This window comes from Sphaerimonospora thailandensis (genome assembly GCF_016863115.1).
GTDB classification, from domain to species: domain Bacteria; phylum Actinomycetota; class Actinomycetes; order Streptosporangiales; family Streptosporangiaceae; genus Sphaerimonospora; species Sphaerimonospora cavernae.
In genome coordinates, this window is the sequence record NZ_BOOG01000004.1 from 67,850 (window position 1) to 85,914 (window position 18,065).

Sequence of the window (18,065 nt, forward strand, 5' to 3'; positions counted from 1 at the left end):
ACACGGCGCTCCTCGGTTCCCTCGGCGACAGCACATCCACTACCAGCGGAAACGCCCGAACCGACCCGGCGATCACGCTACTTTGAAGTCACCTTGGGCTGCGTCGGTGCGGTGTGCGGTGAAAGTCACCTGGGTGTCGTCGTTGTCGAGGGCGATATTGAGGGTCGCGTCCAGAGCTGTGGCCAGCTTGGCGAGGAGCGGCAGGGTGGGGACGGTGTCGGAGCCTTCGATCCGGGAGATCTTCGCCTGGGTGAGCCCCGCACGGCCGGCCAGTTCAGCCTGAGTGAGCCCAAGCTCGGTGCGCCGGTCGTACACGGCTTTCGCCAGGGCCATGGACAGCCGGATCTCGCGACGGGCCTCGGCCACGTCCTCCGGCTCGGTGAAGCCTTCGGCGAGCTTCCGCTCGCGCAGGGTCTTCCAGCGACTGTGGCTCATCTCTCCGCCTCTCGGCGGGCGTACGGCTCGCCAAGCGCGGCGGCCTGTTCCGCGAGCAGCCCGACATATTCGTCGATCTTGAGGAAGTGCTTGGCCGGCAGTGTCTCCAGCCAGTCTCGCACCTCGGGCTCAAGCTCGATAGCGAAGAGCGCATCCACCCGCCCAACACTATATGTCGCCTGCGACATACTCAAGGTGGCGGGACGCCGCCGCGCTGCCGCGATCACAGCCGGTCAGCGGGGGGCGGGCGTCCGCCCGGCACGGCGGCCGAAGGCAGGCACGGATGGTGCGCTCTTCGCCGTATCCGGGCGGTCCTGGAGGCTGGGATCGGCGTCTGCGGTCGTACCCCGGTCGTTTTACGCTCGGCGAATCCGGCGGGAGACGTGGAGGTGCCGAGTGGGCACGAACCAGATGAGGGATGAGTTCTGCGACCGGCTGCGGGAGGCCGGCCGGGCGCTGATCGACCAGGCGGCTCCGCAGGACCCGCTCAACCAGGCGGAAGGCGTACGTTATCTGATCCGGCTGCTGCGGTCCGCCTCGATCAATACGATCGAGTATTCCGACCCGCTGTATCCCCAGTTCATCAACGTGCTGGACCCGCACCTGAAATGCAAGATCGGTGCGGACAATCCCGACAACATCTATATGAGCACCAAGGTGTCCGGGAAGTACCGGTACCGGGTCAGCGGGACGCGGGGCACGGTCCCGTTGCTGACCTTCGGGTCGAAGGCCAATCGCTATCACATCGACGGGACCATGGCCTCGACCGGTGAGCTGCACTGCGACGACATCCCGGTCGACGCCGACGGAAGGTTCGGCTTCATCGCGAGCAAGGACAGGCCCGAAAGCGGCGCCTGGCTGCCGCTGGCCGACGACACCACGAGCATCGTGGGGCGGCAGTCGTTCCAGGACCGTTCGCGTGAGATCCCTGCCGAGGTCGCCATCGAGGTTATCGGCGAGGAGCCGCGTCCGGCGCCGCTGGATTCCGATCGCTTCGCCCGGCAGTTGGACCTGGTCACCGCGTTCGTGCGGGGTACGGCGCAGACGTTCTCCAAGTGGACGAAGATGTTCATGGAGCGGCCCAACGAGCTGCCCGACTGGGGTCAGGACTACTTCCAGCAGGCCGGCGGCGACCCGACCATCTTCTACATCCACGGCTACTGGGACCTGGCCGAGGACGAGGCGTGGGTGATCGAGACCGAGGTGCCCGACTGCGAGTACTGGAACTTCGTCCTGCAGAACTGGTGGATGGAGTCACTCGACCACGACCGGATGAACACCTACATCAACAACCACACCGGAAAGCTCAACCCCGACGGGACCCTGACGATCGTGGTCTCGGCCAAGGACCCGGGCTTCGGGAACTGGATCTCCACCGGCTTCCACCGTCAGGGCACCGCGCTGCTGCGCTGGGTCAAAGCCGACCACCACCTCCTCCCGACCTGCAAAGTCATCAAAATCTGAGCCCGGGTCCCGTCAGGCCGGCAGCGTCACCGGCATGGTCACGCCGGTGCGTCGCCGTCGATGACCACGCGGTGCATCCGGCGGCGCTCGGCGTAGTCCGCCACCGCGTAGTGCTGGGTGCACCGGTTGTCCCACAACGCCATCGAGCCCGGCTCCCACCGGAAGCGCACCTGGAAGTCCGGAGAGCGGACGTGGTCGGTCAGCATCGGCAGCAGCGTCTCGTTCTCCCGGTCGGTGAGGCCCACCAGGCGCGTGGTGAAGATCTTGTTGACGAACAGCGCCTTGCGGCCGGTCACCGGGTGCGTACGGACCACCGGGTGGGTGATCGGCTGGAAGTCGGCGTTGGCGGCCTTGCGCGCGTGCGAGGCCGAGTTCGACGAGTCGTGGACCGCAGTCATGTCGTCGATCAGTCGCTGGACCTTGGAGGAGAGCGCCTCGTAGGCGGCGTACATGGACGCCCACAGCGTGTCCCCGCCCACGGCGGGGAGTTGGACGGCCCGCAGCAGGGAACCAAGCGGCGGGCGGGCCAGGAACGTCGCGTCGGAGTGCCAGATGTCGGAGTTGGCGGTCTTGGGCTTCGACGGGTCGATCTCGATCGCATGCACCTCGGGCAGGTCCTCCGACACCGGGGGCAGGAAGGCGAAGCGCTGCAGTGGGCCGAAGTGCGCGGCGAAGTCCCGCTGCGCGGCGTCGTCGATGTGCTGGTCCCGGAAGAAGAGGACCTGGTGTTCGTGGAACAGGTCCTTCACCTCCTTCACCACTTCGGGGTCCAGGGGGCGGGACAGGTCGACGCCGCTGACTTCCGCTCCGATCGCATAGGTCAGCCGCTTCACCGTCAAAGCCGATTGAGTCATCGCCATCTCCTCGTTAAGACAATGTATCTTAATGAGAGACTAGAATGCCGTCGCCGGCTCGTCAACCCGCAGCTCAGGAGATTCACATCCGGCCGGCCCGGCATAATTGCGCGAGTGAGTGATGAGGCCCGCCGGAAGATCCTGCTCGCCGCCGAACGGCTCTTCGCCGAACGCGGCGTCGAACACGTCTCCCTCCGGCAGATCGGCGAGCAGGCCGGTCAGAAGAACAACTCGGCCGTGCAGTACCACTTCCGAGACAAGAGCGGCCTGATCCAGGCGCTGTACGACCTGCGCCTCCTCCCGCTGAACGCCGAGCGGCACCGGATGCTCGCGGAACTGGACCACCCGGGCATGGCGGACCTGGCCGGCGCCTACGTCCTTCCCCTGGCGAGATCCGTGATCGCCTCGAACGGGCGCTCATGCTATGCCCGCTTCCTCGACCGGTACCTGGGTCGAGGCCGCGACTTCGAGTCGTTCGACGACCGGCACGGAAGCGGCTCACGCGAGGTGGTGCGACAGATGTCGGCGCTGATGTCGGGCCTGAACCCCGAGGTCCGCGAGGAGCGCCTGCGGATGATGCAGGTCCTCACGATCCGGACGCTGGCCGACCTCGAGCACCGGCTGGAGACCGGTCAGGCCGATCCCGACGCCGCCGAACTGACCGTCGCGGCGCTGGTGGAGGCGGTGGGCGTGCTGCTCGGCGCACCCACCGCCGTGGCTGTCTGATGCCCAAGCTCACCCTTGACTGCTAGGCGCCGGCCCTCGCGTGCTGCTTCATCGTGGCCTCGGCGATGTAACGCTCCGGCATCTCCATGAACGGCGTGCGGAACCGCGCCCACAGCGGCAGGTCGGCCATCGAGTAAATGTCCTGCTGATTGGCGGGACGCCGCGGCCACGAAGGGATGTTCACCCAGAGCCGCATCAGGTGGCGGCGCAGGCTGACATCCTCATGGTCCTGGTACGGCGTGCGGCCGTGGACGATCAGTCGGTTGTTGAGGAACTGGATGTCTCCGGGCGCGAAGCTCATGTCGAGGTAGAACTCCGGCGATGCCGCGAGCTCGCAGAAGAGGTCGAGCGCGGCTTCCTGCTCCGGGGTGATTTCGAAGTGGCCGGCGCGGGCGGCGTCCCGGGTCTGGGCGACGTGGACGCACGAGCTGAACACCCCGTCGGTCTTGGCGAACAGGGCGACATTGTCCGACGTCACGATCTTGCCGTCGCCGCGTTCGGCGTCCATCTGCCCACGCATCACCGGCATGCCGTCGTACAGCACCCGGGCCAGGTCGGGCCTCGTCTCGACCATGCGGTCGTGGACGGCCGCCGCGCTGGCGATCCGACTGGCGCCGCCGGCCTTCGCACCGCGGAGGCAGAGCAGCGAGACCACGTCGTGGCCGTCGCTGTGCATGTTCATCGACTGCGCCGACCGGTAACCGCGGACCTGCTCGTCGACCAGGTCGGCCACGTTCAGCACATGTCCCAAGATCTCGCCGTTGCCCGACTGCGGAACGATGTCACCCAGGTGGGCGCCGAGGCCGCAGTAGATCCGCGCCAGGTCGTCGTCGCCGTACCGCTCGCGTGACAGCCCACGGATCAGTACGAAGCCGCGGCCTGCCCACAGCTCGTCACGCAGCCGGGACAGGAAGTCCCCGACGGTGTGCAGCGGGAAGGTGGCCGGGGTGATCTCGGTCAGGTCCAGCTCACCGTGCTCCTTCAGCGTGGCGAGCGCCGCGTCGATCTCGGCGAGCTCTGCCGGTGACAGCTGCCACAGACCGTCCTGGCGGTAGTCCAGGGTGCTGCCCAGCCAAGCGGGGCGGCCACCGACGGGGGTGAGTGTGTCGTTCATCAGAAACCTCCGAGGAAACGGGCTGTGGTGAGGTGTCAGGCGGCGGGAAGGGACGGCGCGGGCTGCGGGCCCCGGACCAGCTTGCCCGGCAGGGCGCCGGTGTGCTGCCCGTCGCGGGTCACGACAGTGCCGCCGACGATGGTGGCGGTGTAGCCGCGCGCGTCCTGCATCAGGCGGCGGCCCCCGGCAGGCAGGTCGCGGACGACGCGTGGCAGCTCCAGGCCGAGGTTGTCCAGGTCGATGACGTTCAGGTCGGCGCGATAGCCGGGTGCTACCAGGCCACGGTCCCGCAGGCCGACCATCTCCGCGCACCGCCTGGTCATCAGGTGGATCAGGTACGGCAGGGAGAACCGCTCGCCCTGGACGCGGTCCCGGCCCCAGTGCGTGAGCAGGTGGGTGTAGATGCTGCCGTCGCAGATGACCCCGAGGTGGGCCCCGCCGTCGCCCAGGCCCGGGACGGCGTGGTCGTTGAGCAGCATCTGGCGGCAGGGCTCGAGGGAGAAGTCGGCGTAGTTCGAGAAGGCCAGGTAGAGGATGTTGCGGCCGTCCTTCTCCAGCAGCTTGTCGTAGACGAGGCTTTCGGGCGAGACGCCCAGGCGCTCGGCCTGTGCGCCGATGCTGCTGTCCCTGGCGGGCTCGTAGTCGAAGCCCTCGTCCATCTCGTAGAGCTGCCCGAAGTCGCGCACCCGCATCCCGATCTCCATCGTGGGGTCGGGGTCGTTGCCCTCGGCGAGAATGCGTTCCTTGGTCTCCGGTCGGCGCAGCTCGCGGACCCGGTCGGCCAGCGGCAGGTCGGCCATCGCCAGGTAGGTCGGCGTCGAGTAGAACGGGTTGAGGGTCAGCTCCAGTCCCAGCAGGACCCCCAGTGGCCGCGGCAGGACCTGCAGCGTGGCCTCGCCGCCGGCGGTGTTGACCGCGTCGAACTTGTCCAGGATCCTCCGCCAGATCCTGGGTTTCCCGTGACTTTGGACCAGCGACATGCTGAAGGGCCGGTTGAACGCCGTGGCCTGGCGCAGGCCCATGTCCAGGACCTGCTCCCAGTCGTCGTTGTACTCGATGACGAACTGGATCAGGCCCGCCCCGGCCCGGTCGAGGGCAGCGGCCAGCCCGGCGTACTCCTCCTCGGTCGCGGCCAGGGTCGGAGTGAGCCGGCCGTCGCTGGAGCGGTGGAACATCGTCTGCGAGGTGCCGAAACCGAAGGCGCCGGCGTGGATCGACTCCTCCAGGAGGGCAGCCATCTGCTGGATCTCGTCGGGAGTGGCCGGCTCGCGGGAGTATGCCCGGTCGCCCATCACGTAGGTGCGCAGGGCGGCGTGCGGGACGTAGCTGCAGACGTCAGCGTCGAACTGGCGCCCGCCCAGGAAGTCGAGGTAGTCGGGGTAGCTGGTCCACTGCCAGTTCACGCCCTCACTGAGTACGACGTTGGGGATGTCCTCGACACCCTCCATGAGCTTGATCAGGATGTCGCGGTCCTCGGGCTTGCAAGGGGCGAACCCCACGCCGCAGTTGCCCATGACGACGGTCGTCACCCCGTGGTTGGTCGAGGGCACCAGGCGGTTCTCCCAGGTGGCCTGACCGTCGTAGTGGGTGTGGACATCGACGAAGCCTGGAGTGACCAGCCGGCCGCGAGCATCGATCTCCTCGCGGCCGGTGCCGGTGACTTCGCCCACCCCGACGATGACGCCGTCGCGGATCGCGACATCAGCCTGTCGTGAGGGTTCGCCGGAGCCGTCGATGACGGTGCCGTTGCGGATGATCAGATCAGCGGTCATTTGCTGATCCAGACGTGCCGGAGGTCCTGGCCGCCCAACACGCCGAGGAACGCCTTGCCCTCCTCGACGCCGTGCACCTTGTTGCTCTGGACCCACCCCGGGACGCCCTGCCACAGCGGCGCGAAGTAGGCCTGCTCCGTCGCGTACCTGATGACCTCCGCGGCCCGCGAAGCGCGCTCTTCGGCCGACACCGTCGGGTCGTCGATGCGCTCGATGAGCTGGGCCGTCTTGTCCGGCACCCCACCCGGCAGGGTGAGCGGGTTGTCGAGGAAGAACGCCAGATCCGCACCCGGCTCGATGCCGGGGAAGGAGAGGAAGTGGAAGCTTCCCGGCTTCTTGCTCTTGCTGTACTGGGTCACCAGTTGGCGAATGTCGTACAGCTCCAGGTCGATCTTGATGCCCACCTCCGCCAGGTTCGCCTGGACGACTTGGGCGGCGTCGGGGAACGCCGCGTAGTTCGCCACGTAGAACGTCCCGGCCTCGAGACCGTCGGCATGGCCTGCCTCGGCCAGCAACTGCTTCGCCTTGGCCGGGTCGTGCGGGTACATCTTCTCGAGCGACTCGTCGAAGCCGTTGACGGACGAGGCCATCGGCTGCACCCGCGCCGACGTCGTGGGCACGAGCGCCTTGACGATGGCTTCACGGTCGATGGCGTAGTTCACGGCCTGACGTACACGGACGTCGTCGAACGGTTTCACCGTCTGGTTCATGTAGACGGCCGCCGTCGTCGTCGCGCTCTTCAACGCCCGGACGATGAGCTGACCTGAGTCGATCTGCGGCTGCAGGGGTGCGAGGTTGCCGTTGGACAACGCGATGTCGATCTGACCGCTCCTGACGGCCGCGTAGGCGGCGTCGGTGGTGCGGGACTCGATCTCGATCCGGGCCACCTTGCCCGTGTCCGGGTCCCAGATGCCCCCCTCATCGGTGCGCCGCTTGTACGTCACCTGCTGCCCTGGCCGGAAGCTCTCGACGACCCAGGCCCCGGTGCCCACGGCATTCGTGCCCAGATCCACGGAGGCCAGCGCCTTGGGGCTGATCATGATGCCGGGGGCCGCGGACGAGATGGCGGTGAGCACCTGCTGGCTCGCCTCGGTGAGGTGCAGTTTCACCGTGTGGTTGTCCACCACTTCGACGTTGTCGATGATGGCGGAGGCGTCGGCGCTCATCGGCTCCTTCTTGTAGCGCTCGACATTGACCTTCACCGTCTCGGCGTCGAAGGGCGTCCCGTCCGAGAACGTCACCCCTTTGCGCAGCTTCAACGTCAGCGTCTTGCCGTCGGGAGAGAACGTCCACTCGGTCGCGAGCATGGGCAGGTACTCGCCGTCCTCGGAGATCTGCAGCAGCCGATCGTAGACGGGCCAGGTGTTGGACATCATCGCCGTCGACCCGGTGTTCTTCGCCGGGTCGAGGGTCTGGACACCGGCGTAGGTGGTGCGGAGCGTGGCGTCGAGGTCGATCCCCCCGGTCTCGGAGGACGACGAACCCCCGCCGCAGGCGCTCAGCACCAACGCGCCCACGGCCAGCATCGAACCCAGCAAGGCCTTCAGACCCGAAGATCGCACGGTACGTCTATCGATCACTTCTCTTCTCCCAATATCCAAGCAATCGCTTGGTTGAAGCAAAGCGTTGCGGGCCTCGCGATGTCAAGGGTGCTTCCGGTAGCCACCGGCACGGCCGCAGGGGGCTCACGGTCGAGGACTGGGCGGGCCGACTCTCAGTCACCGGGACGGTCCGTTCGGCTCCGCGCGGCGCTTTCTACCTTGACCTGGTGTCCGTCGGCCCGCCGAGCCGACCAGGGAAAGGGAATGCGATGAAGCGCAACAGTAGATTGGGGCGAGCGGCGATCGGGCTCTGCGCTGCCCTGGCCGCCGGGACCCTGCTGGCCGGTTGCGGCGGGGCGAGCAGCAGCAGCAGTACCAGCGCCGCGACCGGTGGTGGTAACACGGTCGACGGCAACGCGACCCTCGACATCGCGATTCCGGTGGCCCAGTCGCTGGACCCCCGGCAGGCGCCCGAGCCCGCCCAGCTGACGATCGCGACCTGGCCGGTCTACGACCGGCTGCTCCAGGTCGGGCCCAACGCGCAGTACCTGCCGATGCTCGCCACCAAGTGGGAGTTCTCCCCCGACGGCAAGAAGCTCACGCTGACCCTGCGCCAGGGCGTCACCTTCAGCGACGGCACGCCATTCGACGCCGAGGCGGTCAAGGCGAACCTGGACGCCTACCAGAAGGCCGACAAGACCGGCGTCCAGGCGAACCTGGCCGACGTGGCCGGCGTGACGGTGGTCTCCGCCGACACCGTCGAACTCCAGTTGAAGAAGGCCAGCACCACGGTGCTGTCGGCGCTGGCGAGCACACTGGGCGGGATCATGATCTCCCCCAAGGCGCTGAACAACCCCGACCTGGCCACCCACCCGGTGGGCACCGGCGCCTACGTCATCGAGTCGTTCAAGCCCGGCCAGAACGTGGTCTACAAGCGGCGCACCGACGAGGGCGGCATCTGGGACCCCAAGACCGGCAAGCCCGCCGGGGTCACCATCAGCACCTACAGCCCGGAGGCGATGGAGAACGCCATCAAGAGCAGCCAGGTCGACGTCATCACCTGGTCGACCGGAGACAAGAAGCCCTACCAGGCGCAGCTGGACTCGGGCCAACTGCAGGCACACGTGCTCCCCGGCGTGCTGAACATGGTCGGCGTGAATATCAAGCAGTCGGTCAAGCCATACGACGACGTCAAGGTCCGCCAGGCGATCAACCACGCGATCAACCGGCAGGCGATCGTGGAGGCCTTCCAGCCCGCCAACCACCCCAGGGTGCAGCCGTGGCCCGAGCAGATGCCCGGCTTCGACGCCGCCCGCGAAGGCGCCTACGCCTACGACCCGGCCAAGGCGAAGCAGTTGCTGGCGGAGGCCGGTCACCCCGACGGCTTCGACGGCGGGGAGATGCTGGTCGCCCGGGCGGGCACGATGCCCGCTGCCGCCGAGGCGGTGCAGGCCGACCTGGCTGCGGTCGGCATCAAGATCCAGTTGCGTACCGTCGACGTGCTCACCCTGGTCACCGAGTGGGCCAAGGCGAAGAACCCGCTCGAGCTGATGTACATGACCCTGCCCTCGATCGATGCCTATTCGTGGCTGCAGCGGCTGTTCATCAACCCCGTCTGGACCCCGGCGGGCGCCGACCCGCAGATGGTCAAGCTGGCCGAGGGCGTCGACGAGCCGTCGCTGACCGATGAGCAGCGGGCCGCCAAGGTCGGCGAGGCGATCGCCCACGCCACCGACAACGCCCTGTACGCGCCGCTGTGGCAGGGCGTCGGCGGCTACGTCGGCACCGGCAAGGTGCGCGGCCTGGACGACGTCGCCTCGGTGAACGGCGGCGTCGCCGACCTCCGGAACACCTACCTGGTCAAGTGACCGGCTGAGCAGACAGTCATCGCGCCGATGGGCGCCGGGCAGCCCGACCGCTGCCCGGCGCCCATCGGCCTTTCCACGTCGGCGGGTGATGGACGACCATCGATGGTCGGCCTCCAGGTCCCGGACACCGGGACGTCGAGCCGCATCCGGGACGAGCGGCCCTAATTTCCTCGACAAGGGAGAAAGCCAGATAAGGAGCTGACCGTGCCCGCCAAGGAACTGCGATTCGACGACCTGCTGAACCCCGTGCTGAACCCGGCGCAGCAGCAGATGGTGGACTTTGCGAACGCCAACCCGGTCGACTACACGGTCGACAACGTGCTGGCCGCTGCGAGGCACCAGACCGGCATTGAGGACCCCGGGCCGGAGGGCTGGCAGGAGCGCCTCCAGGTCTGGATCGACGTGCTCAACGAGCCGAACCGGACCGACCTGGCCCGGATGGCGATGTTCGGCCTTTCGGCGAAGTTCCTGGCCAACCGGATGCGGATCTACGACTTCGTCAAGCGCCACCCCGAAGTCCGCGACATCGAGATCAAGGCCCCGGTGATGGTCATGGGGCTGCCGCGCAGCGGCACCTCGCACCTGGTGAACCTGCTCGCCGCCGACTCGCGCTTCCGCGCCGCCCCCCTGTGGGAGCTCAACCAGATGGTGCCCGCACAGGGTGAGGGCCCCGGCCCCGACGGCGTCGACCCGCGGTTCAAGGCCACGGCGGAGGCCTACGAGATGGCCCAGGCGGCCAACCCGTACATCAAGGCCTGGCACCCGATGGACCCCTGGCGGATCGAGGAGGACATCGAGATCCACGCCGCCGACTTCTCCGGCTACTACCCCGAGCACCTCTGTCAGCACGCCGCCCAGTGGCGGGACTACTACCTGGCGCACGACCAGACCCCGCACTACGAGTTCCAGAAGCTGTGCATGCAGGTGATGACCTGGTTCCGGCCGCGTGAGCGGTGGGTGACCAAGTATCCCGCGCATGTCGAGTGCATCCCGGCACTGCTCAACGTCTTCCCGGACGCGATCCTGGTGGAGACCCACCGCGACCCGGTGGGAGCCGTCATCTCCAATGCCACGATGCACTCGTACATGGCCCGGACCTGGCAGAAGGAGATCGACTACCGCTTCCACCTGGACTACTGGCGGGACCTGAGCCTGCGGCTGCTCAACGCCGGCATGCGGGACCGGAAGCTGATCGAGGACCAGGTCGTCGACGTGTACTACGACCGTCTCGTCGCCGACAACTGGACCGCGGTCCAGGCGGTCTACGACAAGGCCGGGATCGAGCTCACCGACCAGGCCAGGGCCGAGATCGGCACCTTCATCGAGAACAACAAGCAGGGCCGCGACGGCAGGGTCGTCTACGACCTGCGCGGCCACTTCGGGGTCGAGCCGGAGGAGGTCCGCGAGCCGTTCGCGGCGTACCTCGAGCGTCACCCGGTGCCGATCGAGGTCAAGTGAGCGGCATCGGAGGCACGAGCAGGCCGGCGGCGGCCGGTCTGCTCACGGGCAAGGTGGTGCTGGTCTGCGGGATCGGTCCCGGTCTGGGGCGCTCGCTGGCCGTGCGGTCGGCACAGGCCGGCGCCGACGTCGTGCTCGCCGCGCGTACGGAGCCACGTCTGCGTGAGGTCGCCGACGAGGTCGTCGCGCTGGGGCGCAGCGCCCTGGCCGTACCGACGGACGTCACCGACGAGTCGTCCGTGAGCAACCTGGTCGAGCGGGCCACGGAGACGTTCGGGCGGGTGGACGCCCTGCTCAACAGCGCGTTCGTCCAGCCGCCGCAGGAGCGGCTGCTCGACACGGACCTGGACGCGATCCGCCGCTGGAACGACATCAACGTGCTGGCCTCGGTGGGGCTGATCCAGAAGCTGGCCCCGGCGTTGACCGAGGTGAGCGGGGCGGTGGTGCTGATCAACTCGATGGTGATCCGCAACCGGCTCCCCGGCTTCGGCGCCTACCGGATGAACAAGGCCGCCCTGCTCGCCGCCGCCCGCAGTCTGTCGGTGGAGCTCGGCCCCCTCGGGGTCCGGGTCAATTCGGTGGCTCCCGGTTACATCTGGGCGGAGAAAGTGCGGGGTCACTTCCGGCGTCTGGCGGACCGGCGCGGTGTGAGCGAACAGCAGGTCTACGACGAGATCACCGCCAAGGTGGACCTGCGCCGGCTGCCCACGCCCGACGAGATCGCCGACGCGGCGGTCTTCCTGGCCTCGGACATGGCCAGCGGGATCACCGGACAGTGCCTCGACGTGACCTGCGGCGAGACCCATCACTGAGCAGCCGAACCGGCAAGGAGGGAACGTGATGAGCACGACGCGCCCGGCCATCGGGACGATCGAGCAGCTCCACGAGGCGGCCGGCTCCGCCACCGGCCTCACCGACTTCGGGGAGGACGAATATCTGGACGGCCTGGCGGTCCTGCTGGACAGCTATGCCTCCGACGCGGAGCTCACCGAGCAGGGCGTCGGCTGGATCCGATCCATGCTGCGTACGGTGCTGGAGTCGCGGCTGTACGCGCAGGAGTCCTGCGAGCGGCATCCCGAGCACGCCGACGTCGAGGTGCGGCGTCCGATCTTCGTGACCGGGCTGCCGCGCACCGGCACCACCGCGCTGCACCGGCTGCTGTGCGTGGACCCCGCCGGCCAGGGCCTGGAACACTGGCTGACCGAGACGCCGCAGCCGCGGCCGCCCCGTGCCGCCTGGCCGGACAACCCCGGCTACCGGCGGATGCAGAAGTGGATCGAGGCCCGCCACGCCGCCGACCCGGGGTTCAAGGGGATGCACTTCATGGCGCCGGACATGGTGGAGGAGTGCTGGCGGGTGGAACGGCAGTCGATGCGGTCGGTCGCGTTCGAGAACACCGCGCACCTGCCGTCGTACTCCCGGTGGCTGGCCGAGCAGGGCATGGAACCGGCCTATCGGATGCACCGGCGCATGCTGCAGCTGATCGGGCTCAACGATCGGGACCGCCGGTGGGTGCTCAAGAACCCCGGCCACCTGTTCGGGCTCGACGACCTGATGCGGACCTACCCGGACGCGCTGGTGATCCAGACCCACCGCGACCCGCGTACGATCATCGCCTCGGTCAGCAGCCTCAACGAGCGGGCCAGTGCCGGGAGCTCCACCGTCTTCCGCGGCGAGGTGGTGGGCGCGGACATGCTGGAGCTGTGGGCACGCGGCGCGGATGCCTTCGCCGCCGCCAGGAAGCGCTACGACCCGGCCCAGTTCATCGACGTCCACTACGCCGACTTCGTCGCCGACGCCGTCGGCGTGGTGGAGTCGATCTACGAAAAGTTCGGGATCGAGCTGACCGGCGAGGTGCACGCCGCGATCGAGGCGAGCCACGCGGAGAGCAAGGTCAGCGAGCGACGCCCCGTGCACCGCTACCAGCTGTCCGACTACGGACTCACCGATGAACAGGTCGCCGAGCGCTTCGCGGGATATCTCGCCGAGTTCGGCCGCTCCTGAGCCCGTACGCCCCGGAAATCACCCGGACAACGTCCAGAAAAGAGCGGATGGCCCGGAACCTCAGGGTTCCGGGCCATCACGCGAGTTTCAGGCGACTTCCTGGCGCAGGTCGGCGGTGCCGGTTTCCCCGTCGCACCCGGCGAGGCCGCCGAAGCGGCGGCTTCTGGGGCTCCGGCCGGGGATCGCGGCGAGCAGTTCGCGGGTGTACTCGTGCTCGGGCTCTTCGAACACCCGGACCGCGTCCCCCTTCTCCAGCAGCTTCCCGTGACGCATCACCGCGACCTCGTCGGCGATGAGCCGTACCAGCCGCAGGTCGTGGGAGATGAACAGATAGGAGATCCCCCGCTCCTGCTGCAGGTCGTTGAGCAGGTTGATCACCTGCGCCTGGGTGGACACGTCGAGCGCCGCCACCGGTTCGTCGCAGACGATGAACGACGGGTCGGTGATCAGAGCACGGGCGATCGCCACCCGTTGCAGCTGCCCGCCCGACATCTCGTAGGGGAACCGCTCCATGTGGGCGTCCCCCAGGCCGACCCGGCGCACCATCGCCAGCGCCTTCTCATACCGTTCTGATCGGGAGTGGCCGCCGTGGACCAGCAGGGGCTCCACGACGGAGTCCTTGATCGGCATACGCGGGTCGAGCGACGTGTAGGGATCCTGGAAGATCATGGTGGCCTTCGCCCGCATCCTGCGCAGCTCTCCGCGGGAGAGGCCGGCGATGTCGGTGCCGAGCAGGTCGATCTTGCCGGCGTCGGGCTCGATCAGCCGTAGCACCAGCCGGCCCACGGTCGACTTCCCGGCGCCGCTCTCCCCCACCAGCCCGAGGGTCGTGCCCGGTGCGATGTCCAGGTCGACCGCGTCGACCGCGGTCAGGCGGTGCGCGTTGCGACGGAGCATCGTCGCCCTGGGCCCGTACACCTTGGTCAGTCCCCGGACCGACAGGGTCGGCGCGGCCTCCCGCGGCTCAGGGGTGGGGCCGTTGCTCGTTCGGCTGTTCAATCGGTCACTCCCGGGAGCTTGAGATCGTCGATGCGGGCGCAGCGGCTGGAGTGGGCCGGTGAGACCTGATGCAGTTCGACCGTCGTACGGCACGCCGAGTCCACCGCGTACGAGCACCGCTCCTGGAACCGGCACGTGGCCGGGAACAGGTGGGGCGGCGGCACCAGTCCGGAGATGTAGCCGAGCGGCCGGCCACGCTGGGTCGGTTCCAGCATCGACTGCAACAGCCCGCTGGTGTAGGGATGCTTCGGCTCGTGGAACAGCGTGTCCGCGTCGGCCTCCTCGACCACCTGCCCGGCGTACATCACCGACACGCGGTCGCACATCTCGGCCACCACCCCCAGGTCGTGGGTGATCAGCAGCACGCCGATCCCCAGCTGGGCCTGCAACCGGCGGATCAGTTCCAGGACCTGGCGCTGCACGGTCACGTCCAGCGCCGTGGTCGGCTCGTCCGCGATCAGCAGCATCGGATCGCACGCCAGCGCCATCGCCAGCATCACCCGCTGGCACATGCCGCCGCTGAACTCGTGCGGATACTGCTTCACCCGGCGGGCCGCCTGGGGGATCTCGACGAGCTCGAACAGCTCCACGGTGCGTTGCAGCGCCCGCTTGCGGGACCAGCCCCGATGCCTGCGCAGCGACTCCGCCACCTGGTCGCCGACCGTGAAGGCCGGATTGAGACAGCGCCGCGGCTCCTGGAAAATCATCGCCGCCTGCACACCACGTACTTCGGTGAGCTGACGCTCGGTCAGCGTGGAGATGGTGCGTCCCATCACCTCGACGCTCCCGCGGGTGATGCGGGCGTTGCGCGGCAGCAGTCCCATGACCGACAACGACGTGACGGTCTTGCCCGAGCCCGACTCCCCCACGAGTCCGACGATCTCGTTGCGCCGGACCGTCAGGTTCACTCCGTCCACGATGGTCACCCAGCCGTGCTCGGTGCTCACCTCGACGGTCAGGTCCCTGGCTCGCATCACTGCGTCGTCGGTGCCCGCCGTGTCCGCGATCAGCGCGGTCATGGTCACCTCCCGTCCGTCGTCTGGCGCCCGAGGGCGTCGCGGAGCCCGTCACCCAGCAGGGAGAGGGCGAGGATCGTGATCGCCACCATGATGGCCGGCGGATAGATCAGATAGCTGCTGGTGGTGAGGTTCGACGAGGCCTCCTTGAGCATCAGGCCCCAGGTCGCCTGAGGCGCACGGGCGCCGAGCCCCAGGAAGGACAGGCTCGCCTCGGCGACGATCACCACGGAGGCGGAGAACGACGCCTGAACCAGCAGGGGCGGCGCGACGGCGGGAAGGATGTGCCGCCACAGGATCCGCCAACTGGTGCATCCGCTCGCCCGGGCGCTTTCGATGTAGAGCTCGCTGGACGCGGTCTGCGTCGAGGCACGCACCACGCGGTAGAAGCTCGGGATGATCACGATGGCGATGGCGAGCATCGCGTTGCTCAGCCCCGGGCCCAGGATGGCGACCACGACCACGGCGAGGATCAGCGGCGGGAGCATCATCAGGGCGTCGATGACCCGGCTGAGCAGGCTGTCGCCGATCCCGCCCCAGTAGCCCGCGACGATCCCCAGCGGCACCCCGACCACCAGCGCGATGCCCACCGCCTGCAGTGAGGCGAGCAGGTCGACCCGGGTCGCCACGAGCACCCGGCTGAGGACGTCGCGGCCGAGGGCGTCGGTGCCCAGCCAGTGCTCCGCGGAGGGAGGGGTCAGCCGCAGCACGAGGGCGACCTTGTTGGGGTCGTCGGGCGCGAGCAGATCCGCGAAGATCGCGACCAGTCCGAGCACCGCCAGCACCGCCATCGAGACGACCGCGGCCCTGTTCCGCAGCAGGCGCCTGAGCACGCGGCTCCGGCGGCGGCGCCGTTCCTTCGTCCCCACGGACTCGTGAGCTGTCATCTTGTCCTCAATCTCGGGTTGAAGTAGCCGTAGGAGGCATCAACGAGGAGGTTGACGACCGTCACCGCGACGGCCACGAGAAGAACCAACCCCTGGAGCGTCACCAGGTCGCCCTTGAGCACGGAGTCGACGCTGACCGAGCCCAGCCCGGGGATGGCGAAGATGCTCTCCACGACCACCGCGCCGCCGACCATCTGGGTGACCACCAGGCCGAGCACGGTGACCACCGGAATGGCGGCGTTCTTCGCCGTGTGCTTGCCCACCACCATCGTGCGCCGCAGGCCCTTGGCTCGCGCGGTGCGGACGTAGTCCTCCTCCAGCGCGTCGATCAGGGCGCCGCGCACCTGACGTGTCAGCAGCGCCGCGGGAATGATGGCCAGGGAGAGCGCCGGCAGCGTCATGAACTGCAGCCACAGCCCCGGCCCCGCACCGAGAGTCGCGTAACCGGTGGCCGGGAAGATCGGGTTGCTGATCGCGAGGAACAGCACGAGCAGCATGGCGGCGACGAACGGCGGGATGGCCATCAGCAGGTTCGCGATGGAGTTGGTGATCCAGTCCACGATCCCGCCCTTCTTGAGTGCCGCGATCGTGCCCAGGCCGACTCCGATGACCAGCGTGAAGATCATCGACAGGAGTACGAGGGAGGCGGTGATCGGCAGCCGCGCCATCAGGTCGGAGATGACCGACTGGTGCGTGACCGGCGAGGTGCCGAGATCCCCCTGCAGGGCGTGCAGTCCCCAGTCGAAGTAACGTTCCAGGAAAGGCCGGTCCAGCCCCAGCATGTGACGCAGTTCGGCGAGCCGCTCGGGGGTCGGATTGTCACCTGCCAGCGCGACCGCCGGGTCGGTGGGTGACAGTTCCATCAGCACGAAGACGAGGAACGTCACCAGCACGACCGTCGGCACTGCCAGCAGCAGTCGCTTACCGATGAAGCGGATCATGAGCTCCCACCATCATTGCCACGGGAGACCGGGTCGCCCCGTCCCTGCTTTCGTCAGTCGTGCGGCGCCCTCTCGGCGACCCCAGCCCGAACGTAGGGCGCGGGGTGTGTCCGCCATCACGCCGTCTCACTGATTGGGAGTACGGCCCGGCCGCGAGGTTCGGCCCGCTCCGCCTGCCGTCGGCCCGACCGCGGCAGTTCCCCACCGGGGGTCAACGCCATGGCGGCCCGCTGGGCGGCATGGGCCACCAGGGGAGCGACGCGTTCGAGTGGCGCATCCGCTTCGCCGCACAGCGAGATGCTGGCCACCGGCCCCTCGGGTGAGCGGATGGCGGAGGCGACGCAGGCGATTTCCGGGAAACACTCACCGCGCTCGAAGGCCAGCCCCCCGCGCACCCTGATCCGGCCCAGTTCCTGATGCAGTGCGGAGAGCCGGTGAATCGTCCTGCTGGTCATCCGTTCGATCGCGCCGCCGACCTGGACGTCGACCTGCTCCGGCTCGAGCCAGGCGAGCATGGACTTGCCCAACGCGGTGGAGTGGGCGGGGGCGCCGCCACCCACCCGGGACGGCACCTTCATGGCGAAGGGCCCGCCGACCTTGTCCAGATAGAGGACCTTGGAGTCGACCAGGACGGCGAGGTGCACCACCATTCCGGTGCGCAGGGCCAGGTTGTGCAGCGACTCCGCGGTCGCCTCCCGGAGCCGGCCGTGGCCCGCGTCCTCGCCGAAGGACAGCAGCCTGCTGCCCAGGCCGTACCCGTGGCTCGGAAACTGCCGCAGCCAGCCCAGACGCACCAGGTCCACCAGGATGCGGTGGGTCGTCGACCTCGGCAGATGCGTCCTCATGACCACGTCCTCCAGCGTGAGCCGGGACGAGTGCCCGGCGAAGCACTCCATGATCAGGGTCATCCGGTCCAACATCGACGACGGTACTTTTTGCCCCGATTCCGACACGATGGAGAGCATGGTCATTGATTCCTCCCGTCC

The 18,065-nt window shown here is 68.3% G+C and carries 17 protein-coding genes; 6 read left to right on the forward strand and 11 right to left on the reverse strand.

The window, feature by feature from the left end; all coding sequences use genetic code 11:
* Positions 1-72: 72 nt before the first annotated feature.
* On the reverse strand, positions 73-435 hold the full coding sequence (locus Mth01_RS01510) for a helix-turn-helix domain-containing protein (RefSeq protein ID WP_204010024.1): 363 nt from the start codon (positions 433-435) through the stop codon (positions 73-75).
* Positions 432-593: a hypothetical protein gene (locus tag Mth01_RS01515; protein WP_204010026.1), complete on the reverse strand. Its 162-nt coding sequence runs from the start codon at positions 591-593 to the stop codon at positions 432-434. Before Mth01_RS01515 ends, Mth01_RS01510 begins: the two co-directional genes overlap by 4 nt.
* Positions 594-831: 238 nt before the next feature.
* Here Mth01_RS01515 and Mth01_RS01520 point away from each other — a divergent pair, with 238 nt between their 5' ends.
* The gene (locus Mth01_RS01520; protein ID WP_204010028.1) at positions 832-1,899 is read left to right on the forward strand and encodes a DUF1214 domain-containing protein; all 1,068 of its coding nucleotides are present in this window, start codon (positions 832-834) and stop codon (positions 1,897-1,899) included.
* 38 nt (positions 1,900-1,937) lie between these two features.
* Here Mth01_RS01520 and Mth01_RS01525 read toward each other — a convergent pair whose 3' ends face one another.
* Positions 1,938-2,753 (reverse strand): TauD/TfdA dioxygenase family protein, encoded by an 816-nt coding sequence (locus Mth01_RS01525; RefSeq protein ID WP_204010030.1) that lies wholly within the window; start codon positions 2,751-2,753, stop codon positions 1,938-1,940.
* 114 nt (positions 2,754-2,867) lie between these two features.
* On the opposite strand from Mth01_RS01525, the gene Mth01_RS01530 reads away from it, so the two are divergent.
* On the forward strand, positions 2,868-3,479 hold the full coding sequence (locus tag Mth01_RS01530; RefSeq protein WP_204010033.1) for a TetR/AcrR family transcriptional regulator: 612 nt from the start codon (positions 2,868-2,870) through the stop codon (positions 3,477-3,479).
* 22 nt (positions 3,480-3,501) lie between these two features.
* Here Mth01_RS01530 and Mth01_RS01535 read toward each other — a convergent pair whose 3' ends face one another.
* From Mth01_RS01535 to Mth01_RS01545, 3 genes are read right to left on the reverse strand one after another with little or no spacing between them, the layout of a single operon-like run.
* Positions 3,502-4,593, reverse strand: a complete 1,092-nt coding sequence (locus tag Mth01_RS01535) for a TauD/TfdA family dioxygenase (RefSeq protein ID WP_204010036.1) — start codon at positions 4,591-4,593, stop codon at positions 3,502-3,504.
* Positions 4,594-4,628: 35 nt separating this feature from the next.
* Positions 4,629-6,365: an N-acyl-D-amino-acid deacylase family protein gene (locus tag Mth01_RS01540; protein WP_204010039.1), complete on the reverse strand. Its 1,737-nt coding sequence runs from the start codon at positions 6,363-6,365 to the stop codon at positions 4,629-4,631.
* Entirely contained in the window at positions 6,362-7,945 is a 1,584-nt protein-coding gene (locus Mth01_RS01545; protein WP_204010042.1) for an ABC transporter substrate-binding protein, read from the reverse strand. The genes Mth01_RS01540 and Mth01_RS01545 overlap by 4 nt, the downstream gene beginning before the upstream one ends.
* Before the next feature lie 230 nt (positions 7,946-8,175).
* On the opposite strand from Mth01_RS01545, the gene Mth01_RS01550 reads away from it, so the two are divergent.
* The 4 genes from Mth01_RS01550 to Mth01_RS01565 all read left to right on the forward strand — a co-directional run bounded on the left by Mth01_RS01550 (position 8,176) and on the right by Mth01_RS01565 (position 13,236).
* Positions 8,176-9,774, forward strand: coding sequence for an ABC transporter substrate-binding protein (locus tag Mth01_RS01550; protein WP_204010045.1), 1,599 nt, complete (start codon positions 8,176-8,178; stop codon positions 9,772-9,774).
* A gap of 204 nt (positions 9,775-9,978) precedes the next feature.
* Positions 9,979-11,232, forward strand: a complete 1,254-nt coding sequence (locus tag Mth01_RS01555; RefSeq protein WP_204010047.1) for a sulfotransferase family protein — start codon at positions 9,979-9,981, stop codon at positions 11,230-11,232.
* Complete coding sequence (locus tag Mth01_RS01560; RefSeq protein WP_239089052.1) at positions 11,229-12,044, forward strand: SDR family oxidoreductase; 816 nt, start codon at positions 11,229-11,231, stop codon at positions 12,042-12,044. The genes Mth01_RS01555 and Mth01_RS01560 overlap by 4 nt, the downstream gene beginning before the upstream one ends.
* A 28-nt stretch (positions 12,045-12,072) precedes the next feature.
* Positions 12,073-13,236: a sulfotransferase family protein gene (locus Mth01_RS01565; RefSeq protein WP_204010050.1), complete on the forward strand. Its 1,164-nt coding sequence runs from the start codon at positions 12,073-12,075 to the stop codon at positions 13,234-13,236.
* A gap of 87 nt (positions 13,237-13,323) precedes the next feature.
* On the opposite strand, the gene Mth01_RS01570 is transcribed toward Mth01_RS01565, so the two are convergent.
* From Mth01_RS01570 to Mth01_RS01590, 5 genes are all read right to left on the reverse strand, one after another.
* Positions 13,324-14,235, reverse strand: a complete 912-nt coding sequence (locus Mth01_RS01570; RefSeq protein ID WP_204010052.1) for an ATP-binding cassette domain-containing protein — start codon at positions 14,233-14,235, stop codon at positions 13,324-13,326.
* Positions 14,232-15,254, reverse strand: a complete 1,023-nt coding sequence (locus Mth01_RS01575; protein WP_239089054.1) for an ABC transporter ATP-binding protein — start codon at positions 15,252-15,254, stop codon at positions 14,232-14,234. Before Mth01_RS01575 ends, Mth01_RS01570 begins: the two co-directional genes overlap by 4 nt.
* Positions 15,255-15,256: 2 nt before the next feature.
* Positions 15,257-16,138 (reverse strand): ABC transporter permease, encoded by an 882-nt coding sequence (locus Mth01_RS01580; RefSeq protein ID WP_204010054.1) that lies wholly within the window; start codon positions 16,136-16,138, stop codon positions 15,257-15,259.
* A complete protein-coding gene (locus Mth01_RS01585; protein ID WP_204010056.1) occupies positions 16,135-17,079 on the reverse strand; it encodes an ABC transporter permease in 945 nt (314 codons plus the stop codon). The genes Mth01_RS01580 and Mth01_RS01585 overlap by 4 nt, the downstream gene beginning before the upstream one ends.
* A gap of 116 nt (positions 17,080-17,195) precedes the next feature.
* Positions 17,196-17,987 carry an IclR family transcriptional regulator gene (locus Mth01_RS01590; RefSeq protein ID WP_239089056.1) on the reverse strand — a complete coding sequence of 264 codons (792 nt, stop codon included), beginning with the start codon at positions 17,985-17,987 and terminating at the stop codon, positions 17,196-17,198.
* Positions 17,988-18,065 lie beyond the last annotated feature (78 nt).

Bases quoted from the DNA above. Each gene is read 5' to 3' on its own strand.
- Mth01_RS01510 (WP_204010024.1), bottom strand. From the start codon at position 435: ATGAGCCACAGTCGCTGGAAGACCCTGCGCGAGCGGAAGCTCGCCGAA.
- Mth01_RS01525 (WP_204010030.1), bottom strand. From the start codon at position 2,753: ATGACTCAATCGGCTTTGACGGTGAAGCGGCTGACCTATGCGATCGGA.
- Mth01_RS01535 (WP_204010036.1), bottom strand. From the start codon at position 4,593: ATGAACGACACACTCACCCCCGTCGGTGGCCGCCCCGCTTGGCTGGGC.
- Mth01_RS01540 (WP_204010039.1), bottom strand. From the start codon at position 6,365: ATGACCGCTGATCTGATCATCCGCAACGGCACCGTCATCGACGGCTCC.
- Mth01_RS01550 (WP_204010045.1), top strand. From the start codon at position 8,176: ATGAAGCGCAACAGTAGATTGGGGCGAGCGGCGATCGGGCTCTGCGCT.
- Mth01_RS01565 (WP_204010050.1), top strand. From the start codon at position 12,073: ATGAGCACGACGCGCCCGGCCATCGGGACGATCGAGCAGCTCCACGAG.
- Mth01_RS01575 (WP_239089054.1), bottom strand. From the start codon at position 15,254: ATGACCGCGCTGATCGCGGACACGGCGGGCACCGACGACGCAGTGATG.
- Mth01_RS01580 (WP_204010054.1), bottom strand. From the start codon at position 16,138: ATGACAGCTCACGAGTCCGTGGGGACGAAGGAACGGCGCCGCCGCCGG.
- Mth01_RS01585 (WP_204010056.1), bottom strand. From the start codon at position 17,079: ATGATCCGCTTCATCGGTAAGCGACTGCTGCTGGCAGTGCCGACGGTC.
- Mth01_RS01590 (WP_239089056.1), bottom strand. From the start codon at position 17,987: ATGACCCTGATCATGGAGTGCTTCGCCGGGCACTCGTCCCGGCTCACG.